The 21,717-nt window shown below is 64.9% G+C and carries 18 protein-coding genes and 3 pseudogenes; 5 read left to right on the top strand and 16 right to left on the bottom strand.

The annotated features are described in order from the left end of the window. The first annotated feature begins 63 nt into the window (after window positions 1–63). The 3 genes and pseudogenes from KRR38_RS33390 to KRR38_RS38090 form a co-directional block, all read left to right on the top strand. Complete coding sequence (locus KRR38_RS33390) at window positions 64–1,194, top strand: Mu transposase C-terminal domain-containing protein (RefSeq protein WP_254515866.1); 1,131 nt, start codon at window positions 64–66, stop codon at window positions 1,192–1,194. After that, complete coding sequence (locus tag KRR38_RS33385) at window positions 1,191–2,114, top strand: TniB family NTP-binding protein (RefSeq protein ID WP_217408076.1); 924 nt, start codon at window positions 1,191–1,193, stop codon at window positions 2,112–2,114. The genes KRR38_RS33390 and KRR38_RS33385 overlap by 4 nt, the downstream gene beginning before the upstream one ends. Continuing rightward, window positions 2,111–2,533, top strand: a pseudogene (locus tag KRR38_RS38090) (TniQ family protein); the annotation flags it as partial. The gene KRR38_RS33385 and the pseudogene KRR38_RS38090, both read left to right, overlap by 4 nt. 84 nt (window positions 2,534–2,617) lie before the next feature. Here KRR38_RS38090 and KRR38_RS36790 read toward each other — a convergent pair. The 8 genes and pseudogenes from KRR38_RS36790 to KRR38_RS33350 form a co-directional block, all read right to left on the bottom strand. Then, window positions 2,618–2,989, bottom strand: coding sequence for a hypothetical protein (locus tag KRR38_RS36790; protein WP_254515865.1), 372 nt, complete (start codon window positions 2,987–2,989; stop codon window positions 2,618–2,620). Window positions 2,990–3,625: 636 nt separating this feature from the next. Beyond that, window positions 3,626–3,826 carry a hypothetical protein gene (locus KRR38_RS38085; RefSeq protein WP_375293499.1) on the bottom strand — a complete coding sequence of 67 codons (201 nt, stop codon included), beginning with the start codon at window positions 3,824–3,826 and terminating at the stop codon, window positions 3,626–3,628. A 116-nt stretch (window positions 3,827–3,942) separates the two neighbouring features. Further along, a pseudogene (locus KRR38_RS38080) lies at window positions 3,943–4,254 on the bottom strand (cation diffusion facilitator family transporter); the annotation flags it as partial. A 202-nt stretch (window positions 4,255–4,456) separates the two neighbouring features. Next, the gene (locus KRR38_RS33370) at window positions 4,457–7,690 is read right to left on the bottom strand and encodes an efflux RND transporter permease subunit (protein WP_217408074.1); all 3,234 of its coding nucleotides are present in this window, start codon (window positions 7,688–7,690) and stop codon (window positions 4,457–4,459) included. A gap of 3 nt (window positions 7,691–7,693) precedes the next feature. Then, complete coding sequence (locus tag KRR38_RS33365) at window positions 7,694–8,839, bottom strand: efflux RND transporter periplasmic adaptor subunit (protein WP_217408073.1); 1,146 nt, start codon at window positions 8,837–8,839, stop codon at window positions 7,694–7,696. Beyond that, window positions 8,836–10,098, bottom strand: coding sequence for a TolC family protein (locus KRR38_RS33360; protein WP_217408072.1), 1,263 nt, complete (start codon window positions 10,096–10,098; stop codon window positions 8,836–8,838). The genes KRR38_RS33365 and KRR38_RS33360 overlap by 4 nt, the downstream gene beginning before the upstream one ends. Before the next feature lie 68 nt (window positions 10,099–10,166). After that, a complete protein-coding gene (locus KRR38_RS33355; RefSeq protein ID WP_217408071.1) occupies window positions 10,167–10,472 on the bottom strand; it encodes a hypothetical protein in 306 nt (101 codons plus the stop codon). Between the two features lie 105 nt (window positions 10,473–10,577). Next, the gene (locus KRR38_RS33350; protein WP_217408070.1) at window positions 10,578–11,234 is read right to left on the bottom strand and encodes a cation transporter; all 657 of its coding nucleotides are present in this window, start codon (window positions 11,232–11,234) and stop codon (window positions 10,578–10,580) included. A 69-nt stretch (window positions 11,235–11,303) separates the two neighbouring features. Between KRR38_RS33350 and KRR38_RS33345 the strand changes: the two genes are divergently transcribed. Both KRR38_RS33345 and KRR38_RS33340 read left to right on the top strand, forming a co-directional pair. Next, entirely contained in the window at window positions 11,304–11,717 is a 414-nt protein-coding gene (locus tag KRR38_RS33345; protein ID WP_217408069.1) for a helix-turn-helix domain-containing protein, read from the top strand. Further along, a complete protein-coding gene (locus KRR38_RS33340) occupies window positions 11,717–12,043 on the top strand; it encodes a YnfA family protein (RefSeq protein WP_217408068.1) in 327 nt (108 codons plus the stop codon). The genes KRR38_RS33345 and KRR38_RS33340 overlap by 1 nt, the downstream gene beginning before the upstream one ends. A 42-nt stretch (window positions 12,044–12,085) precedes the next feature. Here the strand turns inward: KRR38_RS33340 and KRR38_RS33335 are convergent, their stop codons facing one another. The 8 genes and pseudogenes from KRR38_RS33335 to KRR38_RS33300 form a co-directional block, all read right to left on the bottom strand. Further along, the gene (locus tag KRR38_RS33335; protein ID WP_217408067.1) at window positions 12,086–12,469 is read right to left on the bottom strand and encodes a copper-binding protein; all 384 of its coding nucleotides are present in this window, start codon (window positions 12,467–12,469) and stop codon (window positions 12,086–12,088) included. Continuing rightward, window positions 12,466–15,615: an efflux RND transporter permease subunit gene (locus tag KRR38_RS33330; RefSeq protein ID WP_217408066.1), complete on the bottom strand. Its 3,150-nt coding sequence runs from the start codon at window positions 15,613–15,615 to the stop codon at window positions 12,466–12,468. The genes KRR38_RS33335 and KRR38_RS33330 overlap by 4 nt, the downstream gene beginning before the upstream one ends. Next, window positions 15,612–16,847 carry an efflux RND transporter periplasmic adaptor subunit gene (locus KRR38_RS33325; RefSeq protein ID WP_217408065.1) on the bottom strand — a complete coding sequence of 412 codons (1,236 nt, stop codon included), beginning with the start codon at window positions 16,845–16,847 and terminating at the stop codon, window positions 15,612–15,614. Before KRR38_RS33325 ends, KRR38_RS33330 begins: the two co-directional genes overlap by 4 nt. After that, a complete protein-coding gene (locus KRR38_RS33320; protein WP_217408064.1) occupies window positions 16,844–18,073 on the bottom strand; it encodes a TolC family protein in 1,230 nt (409 codons plus the stop codon). Before KRR38_RS33320 ends, KRR38_RS33325 begins: the two co-directional genes overlap by 4 nt. A gap of 135 nt (window positions 18,074–18,208) precedes the next feature. Beyond that, window positions 18,209–18,472 (bottom strand): hypothetical protein, encoded by a 264-nt coding sequence (locus tag KRR38_RS33315; protein WP_217408063.1) that lies wholly within the window; start codon window positions 18,470–18,472, stop codon window positions 18,209–18,211. Window positions 18,473–18,543: 71 nt separating this feature from the next. Next, window positions 18,544–18,915 (bottom strand): hypothetical protein, encoded by a 372-nt coding sequence (locus KRR38_RS33310; RefSeq protein WP_217408062.1) that lies wholly within the window; start codon window positions 18,913–18,915, stop codon window positions 18,544–18,546. Then, window positions 18,912–19,360: pseudogene (gene cueR, locus KRR38_RS33305) on the bottom strand (Cu(I)-responsive transcriptional regulator). Before cueR ends, KRR38_RS33310 begins: the two are co-directional and overlap by 4 nt. Next, a complete protein-coding gene (locus KRR38_RS33300) occupies window positions 19,357–21,702 on the bottom strand; it encodes a heavy metal translocating P-type ATPase (RefSeq protein WP_217408061.1) in 2,346 nt (781 codons plus the stop codon). Before KRR38_RS33300 ends, cueR begins: the two are co-directional and overlap by 4 nt. Window positions 21,703–21,717: the final 15 nt, after the last annotated feature.

The raw sequence follows: 21,717 nt of genomic DNA, 5'->3' as shown, positions 1-21,717 counted from the left end.
GCCGACAAATGCCGGCCCGTGGTCCAGTCTTACGTAGCCGAATACCCGCTCCAAATCGTCCAGATGGACCACACGCCCGCCGACATCATCATCGTCGACGACCATTTTCGTAGGCCGCTGTGCCGTCCGACCCTGACGCTGCAAATCGACATTGCGACACGCGTCATCCCAGGCTTCTACGTCTCGCTTGAGCATCCCTCCGCGACCTCGGTCGGCATGGCTTTGCGACATGGGATCTTGCCGAAGGCGGCATGGCTGCAAGAGCGGGGCATCGATATTGATTACCCTGTGGCGGGCATTCTCGACATCCTCCACGTCGACAACGCCCGCGAATTTCATTCACGAGCCTTTGCGCGCGGCTGCCAGCAACATGGTATCGACCTGCATTATCGTCCCAAACGAACTCCGCACTATGGTGGCCATATCGAGCGGCTGATCGGGACCATGATCGGCGAGATTCATCTGCTCCCAGGCACAACCTTCTCGAGCGTCGCGGACAAAGGCGACTACGATGCCGAAGGTCAGGCCTGCATGACACTTGGAGAATTCGAACGCTGGCTCACGCTGCAGGTCGGCGTCTATCACGCCGACACCCACAGCGAACTCGGCGTGCCACCCATTACCGCTTGGCAGGAAATGCAGGGCAAGCGACCCCTGCCCTTCCGGTTACCGGTCGACAGGACCCAGTTCCTGCTCGATTTTCTGCCGTTCGAGATGCGCAAGGTTCGACGCGAGGGCATCGAGCTGTTCCATGTGTTCTACTGGCATGGCGCGCTGGCAGGTCTCGTTGCCAATTGCGCCCACAAGCTGCCGATCAAGTACAATCCGCTCAATCTTTCAGCGGTCTACGTCGAACTCCCCGACAAAAGCCACCTGACCGTGCCGCTGCGGGATCACCGCCGGCCCCCGATCACCAAGTTTGAACATGATGCTGCACTCGGAGCACTACGCGAACACGGAAGGCAGTCGGTGGACGAACAGGCGCTGTTTGACATGGTCGCCAAGGAACGCCGCATTGTTCTTGAAGCGATAGAGAAGACCAAGACCGCACGGAAATCCGCGCAACGTATCACCAATGCACTGGATATCGGCGGTCCGCCGTACGTGCCGTTCGTCGCGCCGGGGATCGCCGCCGGCAATCTTCTAGAAAAGTTTGAGGATATCGTGCCCTTCGAAATCGAGGAACGACTATGACCGACCTCTACGAGCACCTATTTCCAGCTTACCGCGAACAGGCAGAAAACTCCGACGCTGCGCGTATAGACTGGCTCCGCCGCGATCGATGGGTTGCTCTTCCGCAGGCGGAGATGGCGCTTTCGCGTCTTGAGGACCTGGCGACCTATCCTCCACGCGGACGAATGCCTTGCCTGCTGCTGTTCGGTTCGACTGGCACGGGAAAGAGCGAAATCCTTCGCCGCTTTGCCGAGTTGCACGCCTCTACGTTTGATCAGCGTGCCGGCCTCACCAACATGCCGGTGGTTGTCGTGCAAATGCCGCCACAGCCGACCGAGGAAGAATTCTACACCGAGTTGCTGCTGGCGATGAACTATTCGGAATTCCACCACATTTCGCTACGATCTCTGCGGGGCCTTGCTCGCCGCACGCTCGCCGAATTCGGCGCCAAGGTCCTGGTGCTGGACGAGATCGGCAAGATGCTGGCCGGCTCGCCGCGGCAACAACGCATTTTCCTCAACACCATCCGGTTCCTCACGAACGACCTGCGGATCCCGATCGTATGTGCAGGGACTGAAGACGCGCGGATCGCCGTACTCACCGACCCCAATCTTGCCGACCGCTTCGGCGCCTTTGAGTTGCAGCCTTGGCGCAATGACCATGCGCTGCGACAGTTGATGGTCAGCTTCGCCGGGCTGCTTCCGCTGCGCCGCCCTTCCAATTTGGACACGAACGAGGTTCGCCAGCGCGTAATCGCGCTGACCGCTGGCGTCACCGGCCGGATATTCCGGCTGATGGAAGCGGTGGCGATCGCCGAGATCCGCAGCGGGCGCGAAATGATCGACGCGGACAGCTTCGATGACGAAGAACTGCTGCTCCCTTTGGTCTCGATGCAGATCATCGCCGGCAGCGACCGCGCGATGCGGCGACGTGCAGCATGACCGACTATCTCGCCCCGCTCCCCGGTGAACTGCTGACCTCCTGGTTTGCGCGGCGAAGCCACAAGCTTCAAGCACGGGCAAAAGCCGAGCCCCGAGCCGTCCAGGATCGCCGGGGCACATGGAGGCACCCGGATGTGCAGCCAACCAGATCCTGGCTCATTGCAGCCGCTACGAAATTTCATGTCGATGCTGCGGTTCTGGCAGCCAATTCGCTCGCCCGCCTGCGGCCCGGAGTTCCAGTGGATCTCTTAGCATGGGAACGGCCGCCATTTTCCGAGGATGTGGAGGGTTTCGCATCAGCACCCAGGCTGGCCAAAGCATGGTGCAGTCGTTGCCTCGCCGAGGATTTCGTTGCGGGTCGTCCTGCTCACATTCGGAAGCAATGGGCCGATGCCGCCACAAGCTTCTGCCGACTGCACCGCTGGCCGCTCTTCGATCAATGTCCTTTCTGCAGATCGTGTAAATGGCGGTTGATTGCGCCCCGGCGGGGCCCGCTCCGCACGTCATGCGCGGAATGCTGGCATCCGCTTGACCAAGCTACGCCCTGCGCCCTCACTTGTGCCGACGAGTATCGTGACCAGTGGGACTGCGTGACCGCCTTCGAAGCTGAGCTCCATGCTGCCTTGCGCGGCAGAACCCCCGATCAATTCCGTTTCAACTTCACGTCGGCATGCCAACTCATCAATGAAGTGCGAGATATCTGCAGCGTTCTGCTCTTTGTGAGCACCGGCTACGAAGCGACCAGCATCCCTTTGAATGCCTATCGTGTGCCGCAATGCGGATGTACGGATATTCTCGCCCTTTCGGGCCACTCGTTCGCCGTTCCCGCTCGCGATCGCGACCATGTGGCTCCGACGATCCTTGTTGGCAGCCATCTGTGCAATTCTCGACCCGACGGAGCAAGCGGGTCGTCGACTCTATCGCCCGGCTGAACCGTCGGCGCTCAGGATATTCCTCAACATCAGCGACAACGCCACGATCGACCGATATCTCGCAGAGCCAGGGCGGTGGTGCGCCATCGTTCGCGCGCCGGATCGAAGAAACGCGGCGAAAAGACCGGCAGGTCACTGCCGTCGAGAAGCTCCAGCGGGCAATCGGACAACTGCAGGAGGTCTTTGTGACGCGCTGTTGATTGGGCAATCGGCCTTCCAGCCAATAGCCGTTATGAACCGGTCGGATTCAACGATCGCGTCTGCACAACTCGACGCCGCACGCCCGCGGGGACCTTTCCATCGGCCGCGCGGGATGGAATCGGATGTACAAGCGGCAAGCCCCCAGAGATGCCTCGGGTCAGGGGTGCAAGTGGCGCTCAGCCTCACAAGGCTCGGTTTCGGTCTGAATGGTGCAATGCTGGATGTTAAATCGATCCGCGAGCATCGCCTGGACTGAAGATCGCACGTCATCGCTGCGTGATGGATCTCCGATCTCGACATGGGCGGTGCAGTTCACGTCGTCGGTCGTCATCGACCAGACATGCAGATCATGAACTCCAGTTACCCCGGGCACATTGCCTATAGCCCTGCGGATTTCGGGAAACCGCAATCCCCCGGGCACGCCTTCGAGCAATACGTTGATCGTATCGCGCAGCAATATCCACGTGCGCGGGAGGAGACCCAGAGGCCGATACCGACAGCGACGATCGGGTCCATGAGCGTCCAACCGGTAAACCGGATAACCAGGGCGCCCGCGATGACCCCGATCGAACCGAGCATGTCCGCCCACACCTCAAGGTAAGCGCCCCTGACGTTGAGGCTCGCGTCCTTGCCGGACATGAGGATCGCATCGAGACGAGGTTCACGACGAGGCCGATCACGGCCACGACCAGCATGCCGGTCGATTGCACGGGCTCTGGCGTCCGGAATCTCTGGACTGCCTCGATCAGAACATAGATCGCGACCGCGAAAAGCATCAGCGCATTGAATGCCGCCGCCAAGATCTCGAACCGGCGATAGCCGAAAGTCCTTTTGTCGTCGGGCGCGCGCTGTCCGATCCTGATCGCCATCAACGCGATGAGCAGCGCGGCCACGTCGGTGAGCATATGTCCCGCGTCGGACAACAGCGCGAGACTGTTGAATGCGAAGGCTCCGACGATCTCGGCGACCAGGTAGGTCGCGGTTAGCGCCAACGAGATCGTCAGCATCTTTGCATTCGCGCCGGCCGCATGATTATGCGCATGGCTTGCGTGCTCGTGATCATCGGATCCGTGATCGTGCGCGCCGCGGGCTTCGCCGTTCGCAGAGGCCTTCATATCGCTTCTCCCGGCGAGGACACCGCGCCGCTGGGATCACAACGCTGCTGTCGAGCAATTGTCCCGCGGCGCTCCAGCGACAATCGGCGCATCGCTAGGCCACCGGTGCAGGATCGAGAGGAAGAAGCTCTTCGGCGTGCGCCTCCCTCGATGCCGGCAGCTCACGCCGTCCGAACCGAGCATAGAGCGTCGGCAGGACGAACAGCGTGAGCAGGGTCGCCGAGATGAGGCCGCCGATCACGACCGTCGCGAGCGGCTTCTGCACTTCCGAACCGGCGCCATGGCCTAGAGCCATCGGGACGAAGCCCAGCGAGGCAACCAGCGCGGTCATCGCCACCGGCCGGAGCCGAAGCAAAGCACCCTCGCGACTGGCCCGAGCACGGTCCATGCCGGCGCGCATCAGGTCCTGGATCGAAGTGACCATGACGAGACCATTGAGCACGGCGATACCCGATTGAGCGATGAACCCGACTGCGGCCGAGATCGAGAACGGCATGCCTCTCAGCATCAGAGCCGCCACGCCGCCGACCAGCGCGAGCGGGATGCTCGAGAATACGATCGCGGCATCGCGGGCGCTGCCGAGCGCGCCGTAGAGCAGCAGCAGGATCAGCGCGAAGCAGGCCGGCACTACCAGCATCAGGCGGTCGCGCGCCGAGGCAAGGTTTTCGAACTGCCCGCCCCATTCGAGGAAGATACCGGCAGGAAGCCGCACGTTCTTGGCGATCCCCGCTTGGGCATCGGCAACAACGCTGGCGACATCGCGGCCACGGACATTGGCCTGGACGACGACACGCCGCTTGCCGTTCTCGCGGCTGATCTGGTTCGGCCCGTCGGCGACCCGTATGTCGGCGACGCTGGCAAGCGGAACGAAAGCGCCCGATGGCGTCGGCACCGGCGTCTGGCCGAGCGTCTCGAAATTGGCACGCTCGGCATCGGACAAGCGGATCACGATCGGGAAGCGCCGATCGCCTTCGAAGATCACGCCGGCCGTGCGGCCGCCGACGGCTGCCGCAATGACGTCCTGCACGTCCTTGGCCGTCACGCCGAGCCGTGCGGCGGCGTCGCGGTTGAACGCGATATCGAGCATCGGCAGGCCTTCGGTCTGCTCGACCTTGACGTCCTGCGCGCCTTCGGTGCGGCGGAGCACTGCGGCGATCTTGTCGGCGGTCTCGTTCATCTGCGCGAAGTCGTCGCCGAAGACTTTGACCGCGACATCGCTGCGAACACCGGCGATCAGCTCGTTGAAGCGCATCTGGATCGGCTGGGTGATCTCGTAGCTGTGCCCGGGAACTTGGCCCACGCGCTTCTCGATCCGCTCGACCACCTCGGCCTTGCTTTCGCTGGGATCGGGCCACTCGCTGCGCGGTTTCAGCATCACGAAGGTATCGGTGGCATTGGGCGGCATCGGGTCCGAGGCCAGCTCGGCGGTGCCGGTCCGCGAGAAAACCACACGGACTTCGGGCATGCCCGAGAGCGCCTTCTCGATCTGGAACTGCATCTTCTGGCTCTGGTCGACCGAAGTGCCGGGCACGCGGAAGGCCTGGACGAGGACATTGCCCTCATCCAGCTGCGGCAGGAACTCCTGGCCGAGCGTGACGTAACCGGCGCCGGCCAGCGCCAATGCGCCGAGCGCAATGCCGAACGTGCGCTTGGGGCGCAGCAGCGCGTGATCGAGTCCGGGCTCGTAGCGACCGCGCAGCCATGCGACGATCCGGCCTTCCTTCTCCTCGACCGGCTTGCTCAGCCACACCGCGATGGCGGCGGGCACGAAGGTCAGCGACAGCACGAAAGCGAAGACCAGCGCCATGATGACCGTCAGCGCCATGGGCTCGAAAGTCTTGCCCTCGACGCCCGAGAGGGTGAGCAGCGGAACATAGACGAGGATGATGATCGCTTGGCCGAAGACCGAAGGGCGGATCATCTCGCGTGCCGATTGCGCCACCAGGGCGAGGCGCTGACCGCGATCGAGAGCATGACCGAGATGGTGCTGGCGTTCGGCGATGCGTCGCAGCGCGTTCTCGACGATGATCACGGCGCCGTCGACGATGAGCCCGAAGTCGAGCGCGCCAAGGCTCATGAGATTGGCCGATACCCCGACCTGGAGCATGCCGAAGCCTGTGAGCAGCATGGTGATCGGGATCACCGCTGCAGCGATCAGGGCCGCGCGGAAGTTGCCGAGCAGCGCGAACAGCACGACGATGACCAGCAGCGCGCCTTCGCCGAGGTTGCGGCCCACGGTCGAGATCGTCGCGTTGACGAGATCGGTGCGGTCGAGGACAGGCTCGATGACGATGTCGGGCGGGAGCGACGGACCGATGCGGCGCAGCCGTTCGCCAACCCCGGTCGAGACGGTCCGGCTGTTCTCGCCGATACGCATCACTGCCGTGCCGGTCACGACCTCACGGCCCGCTTCCGAAGCCGATCCGAGGCGGATCGCTTGGCCGAGCCGAACGTCGGCAACCTGGCCGAGCAGGATGGGCGTCCCTTCGCGCGTGGCGATCACGGTGTCGCGTAGCTGCGCGGTGCCGATGATCCGGGCGTCTGCCCGCACGGCGAGACCTTCGCCGTTGCGGTCGATGATACCGCCGCCGATCGCACTGTTGTTGGCCTCAAGCGCAGTTGCCAATTCGCTCAGCGACAGCTTGAGCGAGGCGAGCTTCTGGACGTCGGGGACGACCAGATATTCCTTGTCGTAGCCGCCGAGCGAATCCACGCCCGCGACCCCCGCCACCGACTTGATCTGCGGCGCGACGATCCATTCCTGAACCGTGTGAAGATAGGTCGCCTTGTCGGCCTCGCTGACCAGCCGGTCGCCCTCGGGCGTAATGTAACTGCCGTCGGGCTGCGTCCCGGGTTCGCCGGGCTTGTGCTTTTCGTGCTCGCGATCCTGGTAGCGAACGGTCCACATATAGATGTCGCCGAGACCCGTCGCGATCGCGCCCATTTCCGGGGTCACGCCGTCGGGCAGCCGCTCCTTCGCGTCGTTGATCCGCTCGGCGACCTGCGCCCGCGCAAAATAGATGTCGGTCGTGTCCGAGAACACCGCCGTAATCTGGGCAAAGCCGTTGCGGCTTAGCGACCGCGTGCTTTCCAGCCCCTTGATACCGGCGAGCGCGGTCTCGACAGGGAATGTAACCTGCTTTTCGATCAGCTCGGGCGAAAGCGCAGGCGCACGGACGTTGATCTGGATCTGGTTGTTCGTGACGTCGGGGACCGCGTCTATCGGAAGCCGGTAGAGCGAGAATGCGCCGACGAGGGCGGCGATAGCGGTGAGCAGCAGAACGAACCAGCGGCGCTCGACCGCAAGCGTGACGATGCGATCGATCATGGCTTAGTCCTCGTCCCCGCCTGCGCCCTTGCCGAGTTCGGACTTGAGGATGAAGCTGTTGGCGGCGGCGATCTGCTCGCGTCCAGTCAATCCCGACAGGATCGTGACCTGGCCCCCGCTCGCCTGGCCAAGCGCAACCGCGGCTACTTTGAATCCAGTCGCCGTGCGGACGAACACGACCGGCTTGTTCTTGATCGTCTGCACTGCAGTCGAGGGGACGCTGATACCGGTTCCCGCTCCGCCTCCGAGCATGATCGCGGCTTGCACACTCTCACCGACGCGCCACTGGCCGCTGCGGTTGTCGATCGTGGCGATAATGGGAACCAGGCGCGTCGTCTGGTCGAGGACAGGCGAGACGAAGGTCACGCGGGCGGTGCCTTCCCGGGCGGGCGCGCTCACTTCCACAGCTGCGCCTGGCCGGACGCGTCCGGCATCGGCCGCGGAAATCGATAGGGTCAGCGAAACGGTCGAGAGATTGGCGACGCGGAACAGCTCGGCATCGGCCGCTACGGTCTGGCCGAGCGTGGCCGAGCGCGCGACCACCTGGCCGCCGATGGGAGCGCGTATCGCCAGCCGATTGAGCGAGCCGCCGCCACCGCCGGCCGCACCGAGCTGCTGCCTGGCGAGCCTCAAGGCAATGTCGGCTTCACGCGCTGCGGTACGCGCGGCGATCAGATCCTGCTTCGCCGACACGCGCTCGTCGAACAAACGCTGCTCGCGCTGAAGGTTGGATCCGGCGAGTGCAGCACGCGCCTGCGCCGCCTCGACCTCTGCGTTGAGCTGCGCCGCTTCGCGGCTTTCTATGACGGCCAGCGTCTCGCCGCGGCCGACCGATTGGCCGAGATTGCGTGTCAAGGCGACGACGCGCCCGCCGATCGCGGCCGACACGACCTGCGTGCCTTGCGGATCGCCTTCGATCGTGGCCGGGAGTTCGATCGCGCCACCGCCACCGACCGTCGGGCGGACGAGCTGGATGCCGGCAGAGGCGATCTGCTGCGGGCTGAGCTTGATAGCGGCTTCGGCCTTTTCGCCGGAGCCTTCTTTGACTTCGGTTTCGGGCTTTTCTTCGTTGGGCTTGGCGCCGCCGCAAGCGGCGAGCGTGGCGGCGAGCGCGAGCGGCAGCAAGGTGCGCAGGATCGGGGTGCTCATGGGGTCAGTCTTTTCGTGATCGGGGAGACGGCGCTGGTCAGGCGCTGGAGGCGGGCACGGGCGTCGTGCCAGGCGGCTAGCGCGTCGATCGCGGCGGCGAGGGTCTCGGTCAGTGTGCGTTCGGCATCAAGGACGTCGAGCTGGCCGAACTTGCCTTCGCGGTAGCCGATCCGGGCGATGCGCGCGGCTTCGACCGCGGCGGCGAGCGCAGGTCCGGCCGCGTTGCGCGCATCGGCGGCCGCATTGGCGACTTCGGCTGCAGCTTGGGCGACGGCCTGCTCGGCTTCGATCCGGGCCATCCGGCGGCGCGCTTCGGCCCCGTCGAGTTCGGCACGCGCCTGGGCGACGCTGGCACTTCCACTGTTGAACAGCGGCAGCGGCACCGAAACGCCAAATACTGCCGCGTTGTCGTTGGTCGCTTCCAATCGGCGTGCGCCTGCCTTTAACGTCACGTCGCCAACGCGCTGCGAACGCGCGAGACGTACCTGGGCATCGGCGGTGGCTACGTCGGCATCAGCCGCGGCCAGTGCGAGCGTGCCGTCGACGTTGACGGGGGCGCTCGGGCCATAACCGTCGATACGGTCGAACCAGGCGAGGTCGAGACCGGTGTCCACCTGTCGGCCGATCAAGCGGGCCAGGGTTTCGCGCGCGACGATCGCGCCACGTTCCGCCCTAGCCGCCGCTGCATCCATGTTGATGCGAAGCACGTCGGCGCGTTGCTGCTCGATCGGAGACGCACGGCCGGCTGCTACGCGCACGCTCGCGGCTCGGTAGGCTTCACCGGCGAGCTGCGCCTGCTCGCGGGCCACGCCGAGCCTGCGCTCGGCGGCAACCGCAGCGATATAGGCCTGAGTGACGCGCTGCGTGACATCTGCGTCGGCGATCGCCGCATCGACGCGTGTCCTGGCCCCTTGCGCATCGGCGACGCCGATCCGGGCCGAACGCTTGCCGCCGAGTTCGATGGGAAGCGCGAAACCGACGGTCGTCTCGGCGCTGTCGAACCCGCGGTAGGGACCGCTGCCAGCTACGTTTTCGGTTTCGGCTTCGAGCGAGGGATTGGGTCGAAGGCCGGCAACCCTGCGCGCGGCGCTGCTGGCGCGCAGGTCGGCCGATGCCGCTTCGAGTGCGGGCGAAGTGCTGCGGGCCGCTGCCAGCGCCTGCTCCAGCGTAAGCGGGGCGCTGCCCGGGGGCGCGCCCTGAGCTGCAACCGGTGGAATGGAGAGGGCCACCGCAGCGATGGCCGCGAGAATACGGGACATGGGAATTGGACTCCTGACGAAAGGTCGAATGTCCGCGCGGGCGTGGGGCGGCGCGGACGTACTTCGCGTCAGGCGATGGGTGGTCTGAGTTCGCTCGTGGCCGCGATAGAGTCGGGCTCAGTTGCGGTCCCGATGCGCCATGTGGTCAGCGCGAGCGGAATGGCCGTCTCGATTGTGTCGATGGAAGGCAGGCTGAAACAGTGACCGTGACAGGTGCCATGTTGATGCTGAGCCTGGTTGTCGGGGACGCCGGGCTGCTTGCTGTCGTTGGCGCTCAAATGTGTCTCGATGTCGGCGGAAAGTTCCGTGCAGCCCATGAACTCGGCGGCGTGCACGGCCGTAGTCGAGACCCCGATCCAGAGCGTGAGCGCCAAGACCAGTCCCGCAATCAGGCCAAGCGCACGAGGCAAGGGCTGGCGCCTCCTGATGACATGGGCCGGCAAGGCAAACCGTCTTGATCGCCGTCTGTTTTCCATCGGCTATTCCCCCTGCATCCTCGGTAGGTTCGGCGACCCGGCCTCCTGGCGAAGCTCCCCGGCCGCCTGCCTCACGATCTGCCATCCCCCGCTGATCCCCAGCGCCGCCATGATAAACGCGACCAGCAAATCGGGAATACCGCTACCCGACCACAGCACGGCGAGACCCGCGGCGATCACCAGCACGTTGTTGATCGCGTCGTTGCGCGAACAGATCCATACCGAGCGCATGTTCGCGTCGCCCGTTCGGTAGCGGAAGAGCATCAGAGCGACCGAGAGGTTGACCAGCAGGGCGACGAACCCGACGAAGCCCATGGCAAACGGATCGGGAGAAGAGCCGTGGACGAGGCCCCAGACTGCCCATGCGAGTACGCCCAGACCGAACGGCAGGATGGTCAGACCTTTGAGCAAGGCCGATCGCGCCCGCCATTGCACCGCTAGGCCCGACACGCCGAGGCTGATTGCATAGTTGGCGGCATCACCCAGAAAATCGAGCGCATCCGCCTGAAGCGAGCGCGAATGCGCCATCACGCCGGCCACGATCTCGGCCGCGAACATGGCCGCGTTGAGGCCGAGCGCGATCCAGAGCACCCGCCGCCAGCGCGGATCGTCCAGCGTCCCTTGGGTACCGCAGGAACTGGCACAACACTGATCGGCCATCCGAAATTCCTCGCGCGACTCTCGCTACGGCGTCCCCTATGCACCCTCTAGCAACTAGAGGGTCAAGCGATGAAAATCGGCGAACTGGCGAAGGCGACCGCCACCAAGGTCGAAACGGTCCGCTACTACGAGCAGACGGGCTTGCTGCCAGCGCCGGCGCGGACGCAGGGCAACTACCGGAGCTATGGAAGCGAACATCTTGCGCGGTTGTCTTTCATCCGCCGTGCGCGCGACCTCGGGTTCGCGATCGAACAGGTCCGCGCCTTGCTCGACTTGTCGGACGATCAGGCTCGCGACTGCGCGACCGTCGATCAGATCACCAGCGAGCATCTACGCGAGGTCGACCGCAAGATCGCCGACCTGACTGCGCTCAGGCGCGAGCTGAGCGCCGTCATCGCGTCATGCGGCGGCGGCACCGTTGCCGAGTGCCGGATCATCGAAGCGCTGGCGCCCGACCCGGACGCTTCAAGGAGCCGCGTCTGATGCCAACGCTGTTTGCTTATGTGGGGGCCGCACTTGCCGAAATTGCCGGCTGCTTCAGCTTCTGGGCATGGCTCCGTCTCGGCAAGTCACCGTGGTGGCTCGTGCCGGGAATGGCATCGCTCGCGCTTTTCGCCTGGCTGCTGACGCTGGTCGACAGCAACGCCGCTGGCCGTGCCTATGCTGCCTATGGCGGCGTCTATATCACCGCCTCGCTGGGATGGTTGTGGGCAGTCGAGGGATTGAGGCCCGACCGCTGGGATGGGATCGGGGCGACCGTTTGCCTGGTCGGGGCCGGCATCATTCTGCTTGCGCCGCGGACAGTCTGAGAGGGCCGGCCGCGGCGACTGCCGCGACCGGCCCATTCTCCTTTACTGCTTCTTGATCGCCGTGACTTCGCCGGCATTGCCGGTGATCGTCACGTCGAAGGCGACCTTGTCTCCCACCGCGACGCTCTCGAGCAGCGCGGGCTTGGCGGCGAAGGCCATCGTCATCGCCGGCCATTTGACCTCGGGGATTGCTTTATGATCGAGCGTGATCTTTCCGGCCACCTTGTCGATCGCGGTGACCGTGCCTGTGCTCTTCGCCATGGTCGCCCCAACGGGCATGTCCATCTTGCCCATGTCGCTAGCGGCACTGGCGACGGCAGGCGCCGGCGCCGCAGATGGCTCGGCAGCGGGGGTCTCAGCCTTCTTGCCGCAGCCGGAAAGCAGCACGGCAGCGGCAAGCGCAGCAGTCAGATATAGAGGTTTCATCGGTCTTCTCCTTCGGGTTGAACAGGTTGGGAAACAGCGCGCCGCCGCATCAGCAGGTAGGCGGCGGGAATAACGAACATCGAGAGTAGCGGTGCGGTGAGCATCCCGCCGATCATCGGAGCGGCGATCCGGCTCATGACCTCGGAGCCCGTGCCGGTGCCGAGCAGGATCGGCAGCAGGCCGGCAAGGATCACTGCGACGGTCATCGCCTTGGGCCGCACGCGCAGAAGCGCGCCCTCGCGTACCGCGCCTTCGACCTGGCCCGCATCGGGGGCGTCACCGCGCTCCGCGAGCGCATGCTTCAGGTAGATCAGCATGACCACGCCGAACTCCGCCGCGACGCCGGCGAGAGCGATGAACCCGACCGCGCTTGCGACCGATTGATTGTAGCCGAGCAGGTAGAGCAGCCAGAGGCCACCGGTTAGCGCGAACGGGAGCGTGCCCATGATCAGGAGAGCTTCGTCCCAGCGGCGGAAGGTCAGGTAGAGCAGCGCGAAGATGATCACGAGCGTCACCGGGATGACGAGCTTCATCCGTTCCTTGGCGCGGACGAAGAACTCGTATTGGCCGGTGTAGGAGACGCTGACGCCGGGCGGTAGTGTCACGTCTTTGGCAATCGCGCGCTGGATGTCGCTGACCAGCGCCTGCATGTCGCGGCCGCGTCCATCGACGTAGATCCAGGTGACGGGCCGGCCATTCTCGCTCCGGAGCATCGGCGGACCGTCGCTGACCCGAACGCTGGCCACCGTGCCCAGTGTGATTTGCTGGCCAGAGGGCGTCAGAACCGGCAGGCTTGCCAGCTTATAGGGGCTGTCGCGCAGCTCGCGCGGGTAACGCACGCTGATCGGATAACGCGCCAGACCTTCGACCGTCTGGCCAATGTTCTCACCGCCGATCGCGCCCGAGATTACAGCCTGGACGTCCGCGACGTTGAGACCGTAGCGGCCCGCCGCAGCGCGATCGACGTCGACATCGATATAGCGCCCGCCAGTCAGTCGTTCGGCGAGCGCCGAGCTTACGCCGGGAACGCCCTTTACCACCTGCTCGATCTGCTTTGCCGTGCGGTCGATCTCGGAAAGGTCGGCCCCCGCGATCTTGATGCCGACCGGGCTCTTGATCCCGGTCGCGAGCATGTCGATGCGATTGCGGATCGGTGGGATCCAGAAATTGGCAAGGCCCGGCACTTTCACCCGCGCATCAAGCTCATCGACCAGCTTCTCCGGCGTCATTCCCGGACGCCATTGGTCGCGGGGCTTAAAGCGGATTGTCGTCTCGAACATTTCGAGCGGCGCGGGATCGGTCGCGCTGTCGGCGCGGCCGGCCTTGCCGAAGACACTTTCAACTTCTGGCACAGTCTTGATCAGCCGGTCGGTCTGCTGGAGCAACCGGCCCGCTTCCGCTGGCGAAAGGCCCGGCAGCGCCGAGGGCATGTAGAGGAGATCGCCCTCATTCATCTGGGGCAAGAACTCTCCGCCGATCCGGGACATCGGCCAAAGCGTGGTTGCGAAGATCAACGCGGCGATCAGCAAAGTCTGCTTGGGCCGCCGCAAGACCCAATCGATCGCCGGGCGGTATGCTCGCGCAAGCCAGCGGTTGATCGGATTTGCGTCCTCGCTTGGGATGCGGCCCCGGATCAGCAGGCCCATAAGTACCGGGATCAGCGTAATCGACAGGAAGGCAGCAGCCGCCATCGCATAGGTCTTGGTGAAAGCCAGCGGCGAGAACAGTCGTCCTTCTTGCCCCTGGAGCGTAAAGATCGGCAGGAACGAGAAGGTGATGATGAGGAGGCTGAGGAAGAGCGCCGGCCCGACTTCCGCGGCGGCCTCGGTGACGAGCCGCCAGCGCGTCACACTGTCCGGCTCGGCATCAGGATTGTCGCGATGCCAGCGCTCGAGATGCTTGTGCGCATTCTCGATCATCACCACCGCCGCATCGACCATCGCGCCGATGGCGATAGCGATGCCGCCGAGCGACAGGATGTTGGCATTGAGCCCCTGCAGGCGCATCACGATGAATGCGGTCAGGATGCCGAGCGGCAAGGTCAGGATCGCGACCAGCGCCGAGCGCGCGTGCCACAGGAACAGCGCGCAGACGAGCGCGACAATGACGAACTCCTCGAAGAGTTTGCCCGTGAGGTTATCGACGGCACGATCGATCAGTCCCGAACGGTCATAGGTGGGGACGATTTCGACGCCGGGCGGCAGGCTTCTCTTGAGTTCGTCGAGCTTGGTCCTGACGCCATCGATAACCGCTCGTGCATTCTGACCCTGGCGCATGACGATGACACCGCCGGCGACTTCGCCTTCGCCATTGAGCTCGGCGATGCCGCGCCGCATTTCAGGGCCGATCTGGATCGTGGCAACGTCGCCCAGCGTGACCGGGATACCGCCCGCCGCAGTGCGGATCGGCACCGCGCGGAAGTCATCGAGCGTCTTGAGGTATCCGCTGGCGCGCACGGTATATTCGGCGCCCGCCATCTCGACGCTCGCCCCGCCGGTCTCCTGGTTGGCGCGCTTCAGGGCCTCGGCCACCTGATCGGCCGTCACACCATAGGCCGCGAGCTTCTGTGGATCGACGACGACCTGGTACTGCTTGACCATGCCGCCGATGCTCGCGACCTCGGCGACGCCGGGAACGGTCTTGAGTTCGAAACGCAGGAACCAGTCCTGGATCGAGCGCAGCTCAGCGAGATCGTGCCGACCGGTCTTGTCGACCAGCGCATATTCGTAGATCCATCCGACCCCGGTCGCATCGGGGCCGAGTGAGGCCTTGGCGCCTTCGGGCAGGCGGCTCTGCACCTGGCTTAGATATTCGAGCACGCGGCTTCGCGCCCAGTAGAGGTCCGTGCCGTCGTCGAAGAGCACATAGACGAAGTTGTCACCGACGAAGGAATAGCCGCGCACGACGCGCGCACCCGGTACCGAGAGCATGGTCGAGGTGATCGGATAGGTGACCTGGTTTTCGACGATCTGCGGCGCCTGGCCCGGGTAGGTCGTGCGGATGATCACCTGCACGTCGGACAAGTCCGGGAGCGCGTCGACCGGCGTGGTCCTGACCGCCGCTATGCCGATCACGGTCAGAACCAGAGCGATCGCAATCACCAGATTGCGGGCTCTTACAGATGCGCGGATTATGCTGGCGATCACTTGCGGCTCTCCAGCGGGCGTGCAGCGATGCCGGTCAGGCTCGCCTCGGAATCAAGCAGGAACTCGCCGGACGCGACAACGTTCTCGCCAGCGCTTAGGCCTTGGAGGATTTCGGTCTTTCCGCCGCCTTCCCGGCCGGCGCGCACTTCGGCCGGGCGGTACCGGCCACCATCGAGAGCGAGCATGACGAGGGTGCGAGCGCCGGTCCGGATCACGGCCTCGCTCGGGACGAGCAGGGCCTGCCGTTGATCGCCGCCGAGGGCGACACTGGCGAACATGCCGGGGCGCAGCCGTCCGCCGCGATTGGCGAGTTCGATCCGCACGGTCAGCGTGCGGCTCTCCGCCTGCGTTGTCGGCAGGATTGCGATGACCCGGCCAGTGAAAGTTTCACCTGGAAAAGCGGCGAGCGTTGCGGTCGCGTTCTGGCCAATCCTGAGCGTACCCGCTTGTACTTCGGGCACCGCGGCGTTCAGCCACACCGTCCCGACCCCGGTCACTTGCGCGAGTGTCTGGCCCTGGGCGAGCGTCACGCCTGCACGCGCATCGAGTGTCTGGATGACCCCCCCAATTGGCGAGCTGATCGTCACCGTGCCGTTCGTGCGCCCGCTACGCTCGACCCCCGCGATCAATCCGTCCGACATCCCCATCAACCGCAGGCGCTGCCTTGCGGCGGCGGTGAGTTCCGGCTTGCCGAGCCGTTTGACGGCGAGAAACTCTCCCTGCGCGCCGCCCCATTCGGGCAATTGCAGGTCCGCGATCGGCGCACCAGCGCCGATCACATCGCCGGGCGCGCGGCCATAGACCCGCGTGACGAACCCACCTGAGCGCGCCTGGACGACCGCAACATTTCGCTGGTTGAAATCGATCGTGCCGGTGACGGTGAGCGCCGATGGCAGACTGCCGATCTGTGCCGTTGCCGTGCGCAGTCCAAGGTTTTGCCTCGCGGCCGGATCGATACTGACGCCGGGTTCTGCATTCGCAGCAGGCGCTTCATCGGCATATTTGGGCTGTGTCTTCATCCCCATCGACGATAGGGAATTGGGGTTGTCGTAGTGCTCGGCCGGCACCATCGGGTCGTACCAGTAGAGGACCTTCCGCCCCGACTGGGTCGACGCCGTTTCGCTCGCAGGGGCTTCCCTGTGGCCGAGCCAATAGCCGCCGCCACCAGCGATCAGTGCCACGGTCAATGCTCCAGCGCCCCACAGCGCCGCCTGTTTCGCCTGCCAGGTCATGGCTGCGTCTCTCCATAGGTAAAATTGATCCGGATCGCGTCGCGCGCGACATCGGCTTCGCGTGCCAGCGCATCGACCTCGGCTTCGGCAAGCGCGAGCGTCGAGAGCAGCGCGCTTCCGAGATCGAGCTTGCCTGCGGCATAGCTTGCCATGTCGAGCTCGGCCCGGCGTGTGGCGAGCGGCACCAGGGTATTGCGCGCGTTCATGAGCCGCTGATGGTGCATGGCATGGTCGGCGAGATCGCCATCGAGCGCGGCTACGACTTCGCGTTCGCCGGCCGCGCGCATCAACCGCGCTCGCTCGGCCTCGCTCGCGCGCGCGGCGATCTTGGGATCCTGCCGGCGCTTGGCGAATAGCGGCAGGTCGATGCTGACACCGACCGAGACCATGTCGCCATAGGCGGGATCGCGGCGGCCGTAGGAAGTGTTGACCCGCCAATCGGGACGCTTGTCGGCACGGGCAAGTTCGGTCTCTGCGTCGGCCGCTTTGGTTTGGGAATCGAGGGACTGCAGGCGCGGCAGCTCCGCAAGTCCTGCCGCCAGCTCGGCGCGATCCACATCGAGCATGGGGGGATCGCCCGCTATTTCGGCCTCGGGATCGCCGGTAAAGCGCGCGAGGCGCGCCCGAGCCTTGCCGACATCGGCAGTCAGTTCGCTGCGCCGGTCGCTCACTGCAGCGCGCAGCTGCTCGGGTTCGAGCGCCGCGCTGGGGCGCGCCGAGCCCGAGGCCAGCCTTGCCGATACCGTCGCCTGAAGATCGCCGAGACTTTGATCGAGGACCTGCAATTGGGCGAGCCGCCGCTTCGCGTAGTAGAGATCGACCCAGGCCAGCGCGGTTTCGAGACGGACGTTCTGCGCTTCGATCGCGGCCCCTGCCTCGGCAATGCCAATGTCTGCCTGCGCGCGTTCGCGCTGGGCTCGGCGCTTGGCGGGGTTGGGGAATGCCTGCTCCACCCCGATGCGGGCCATCGTCATGCTATCGCGCGTGAAACTGAAGGCAGGCGGCCCCGAAATGGGAAAATTATCGATGCCGACGGACAGCGTGGGATCGGGCAGCTGGCCCGATGCTGTCTCGGCGGAACGAGCGGCATCAACACCGGACGCGCTCGCCTTGAGTGACGGCGCCTCGCTTCCGGCACGCCGCAGCGCCGCGTCGAAAGTTAGCGGCTCAGCCAGGGCTGCGCTGGGGATCGCCGCGAGCAGCGGCGCCAGAACAATCATTCGCATGGGTGTCTCCTGATCGGCAGGAAGCGACGCGCCTCAAAGGCTTGGGGCTAACGGGGCGCCGGCGGAGGGGGGTCATACTCCGCCGGCGCCGCGCGCCTGGCCTTGGGCTCTATCGCTATCGGCCAGGCAATCGCCTTAGCCGGCCGAAGGGGCTGCGCCCTTGCCGCGCATGTCCATGCATCCTGCATCATCGGTCTTCATCATGCCGCAGTCGCAGTTAGCCATGCTGGCCTCGGTGCCCTTGACCCAAACACGGAGGCGCGAGGGTCCGGTCGACTTGGGGCCAAACGTGGGCTGGCTGCGCCACTCCCAATGGCCCGTAGCTGTATCATGCGCCGAGGCGGCGGATGCGGTAGCGAGTGCTGCCGCGACAGCGGCGAGCGTGAGAAACGTCTTCATGTGGGGTATCCTTGGTTGAACAATGGGGAGGCACGAGGCGAACCTACGGGTTCGCCGCGCACCGCTCGGGTTCAGCCAAGGCGTGCGGGTGGTTCGGGCTCTGGACCGAAGTTTCGGCCGACAAGGGGGGCTGCCGGTATGATATCCGGAAGCATGGCGCGGAATTCCGGCGCTGCATCGGGTGCCAGGGGCGGCAACAGCGCCAGAGGCGCCGCACAGCCCATCTTCGCGATGCATTCGGGCGTCATGCCCTGGCAGGGCTGATCGGATTTCGGCTTTTGCTTTGTGAGCCCCATCATTTCCGCGCATTCTGGGCTCATCTGCTCGGAAGCAGACACTGGCTCGGCCTTCGGAGCCGGCATGACACGCGCAAAGGCTGCTTCTTGGCCGACCAGGCCAAGCAGTGCTCCTGCAAGCAGCAACAGAGTAAACCAGCGCTTCACACGACTTCTTTCCGCCTGCGACGGGCCGCTGTCAATTCCGGGGTCGGGCGGCGCTCGCGCTTTTCGGCTAGTCCGGCAAGGATCGGACAATCGGGGCGCGCATCGCCGCTGCACGCCTCGACCAGGTCGAGCAGCGTACGTCGCATCGCTTCCAGTGCCGCCGCTTTGCGCGCAAGATCCGAGGCATGTTCGAGCGCGATAGCCTTGACCTCGCTGCTAGCTCTTTCCCGATCATCCCATAGTCCGAGAAGCGCGGATATCTCTTCGACCAAAAACCCCAGATCGCGGGCATTGGCAATGAAGCGCAGGCGCTCCACCGAACGGGGCGGATAGTCTCGATATCCATTGTCACGCCGGTCGGGCAGCGGCATCAGCCGATGCATTCGTAGTGACGGATCATCCGCTGCGACACACCTGTCGCAATCGACACCTCTCCGATATTCATAGCGCGACTCTCCTGAGACGCAGGGAATTGCCGATGACACTCACCGAGGAGAGGGCCATCGCCGCCGCGGCGATGATCGGCGAAAGCATCAAGCCGAATAACGGGTACAGCGCGCCCGCCGCCACCGGTATGCCCGCGACATTATAGGCAAAGGCGAAAAATAGGTTCTGGCGAATGTTGCCCATGGTCGCATGGCTGAGGTGCCGGGCGCGGACAATGCCGGTGAGATCGCCCTTGAGCAGTGTCACCCCTGCGCTTTCGATCGCGACATCGGTGCCCGAACCCATGGCAATGCCGACGTCGGCGGCAGCGAGCGCGGGCGCATCATTCACACCGTCGCCGGCCATGGCGACGATCCGGCCCTGTTCCCTCAGGCGCTTGACTACCGCGCTCTTCTGGTCGGGCAGAACATCGGCCTCAATATCCGCGATACCCAGGCGGCGGGCAATCGCCTCTGCCGTGACGCGATTGTCGCCGGTCAGCATGATGATATGGAGGCCCGCCTCGGCGAGTGCCTTGAGCGCTGCAGGCGTCGTTTCTTTGATGGGATCCGCGATGCCGATGGCACCCGCCATCTTGCCATCAACACCAAGGAAGATCGCGGTCGCGCCTTCGCTGCGAAGCCGGTCGGCTCGCGCGGCAAGATCGGCCGTCGCAATGCCCTGCTCGTCCAGAAATCGTGCATTGCCCGCGACAATGCGGCGTCCGTCGATGAGGCCCGTGATCCCTTTTCCGACAGGCTGATCGACTTCGCTGGGCTCGCTGATGGTGAGGTTCCGATCCTCCGCGGCCTTGACGATGGCAAGCGCCAGCGGATGTTCGCTGCTGCGTTCGAGACTGGCGGCAAGGCGCAGCACTTCGTCCTCGCCGAAACCTTCGGTCGTCTCGACAGCGACCACAGCGGGCTGGCCCTGCGTGAGCGTGCCCGTCTTGTCGACGACGAGCGTGTCGACCTTTTCCATGCGCTCGAGGCTTTCCGCGTTCTTGATGAGAATGCCCGCATGCGCCCCTCGCCCAACCCCGACCATGATCGACATCGGCGTCGCGAGACCAAGCGCGCAAGGGCAGGCAATGATGAGCACCGCGACCGCTGCGATCAAGCCATAGCCCATCGCAGGGGGCGGACCGACGAGCGACCAGACGATGAAAGCCAGCACCGCGACCGCGATCACTGCGGGAACGAACCAGCCCGAAACCGTATCGGCAAGCCGCTGGATCGGCGCACGGCTGCGCTGCGCATCGGCGACCATCTGGACAATGCGCGAGAGCATGGTGTTGCGCCCGATCTTCTCGGCACGCATGACAATGCCGCCGGTCTGGTTGATCGTGCCTCCGATCAGCTTCGAGCCAGTTTCCTTGGTCACGGGCATGGACTCGCCGGTTACCATCGACTCGTCGACAGTGCCGCGGCCGTCGAGGACCACGCCGTCTACCGGCACCTTCTCGCCTGGGCGAACCCGCAGCGTGTCGCCGACCAGAACCGCATCGAGCGTGATTTCCTCATCCGATCCATCGGTACGAACCCGCCGCGCGAGCTTGGGCGAGAGGTCGAGCAAGGCACGGATCGCGCCGCTTGTCGTCTCGCGTGCGCGCAGTTCGAGCAGTTGGCCGAGCAGGACCAGCACCGTGATCACCGCCGCCGCCTCGAAATAAGCCGGAACCGCGCCGTGGGCCGTGCGGAACGCCATCGGGAAGACATCCGGCACGAGCGTGGCCGCCACGCTGTAGGTCCAGGCGACACCCGTTCCCATGGCGATCAGCGTGAACATGTTGAGATGACGGCTTTTCAGCGAGGCCCAGCCGCGCTCGAAAAACGGCCAGCCAGCCCAGAGCACGACCGGCGTCGCGAGCGCCATTTGCAGCCAGTTCGACATCTGCTGGCCGATCACCTGGTTGAGGCCCAGAAGATGTCCGCCCATCTCGAGCGCGACTACCGGCAACGCCAGGATCAGCCCGATAACGAAGCGCCGCTTCATGTCGGAATACTCGGCGGAAGGCCCGTCATTCAGCGTCGGTGTCATCGGCTCCAACGCCATGCCGCAGATCGGACAGCTTCCCGGACCCGGCCGTTGAATCTCGGGGTGCATCGGGCAGGTCCAGATTGCGCCTTCGGGCACTGGCTCGGCTCGCTCTGGCGCGCCGCTTGCGTAGCGTGCTGGATCGGCGTTGAACTTGGCGAGGCAGCCGGCACTACAGAAGTAATGGTGTGCGCCGGCATGAGTCGCGACATGCGGGGTAACCGCAGGATCGACGCTCATTCCGCAGACAGGATCGACTGCCAGTTCCGCTATCGGCGACCCGGAATGGGCGCCGTGGTGGTGATCGTGATGCGACTCGGCCATGCCAAATGCTCCTTC

The organism is Novosphingobium sp. G106 (assembly GCF_019075875.1).
Lineage (GTDB): Bacteria > Pseudomonadota > Alphaproteobacteria > Sphingomonadales > Sphingomonadaceae > Novosphingobium.
This window is presented reverse-complemented; position numbering and strand designations above follow the sequence as displayed.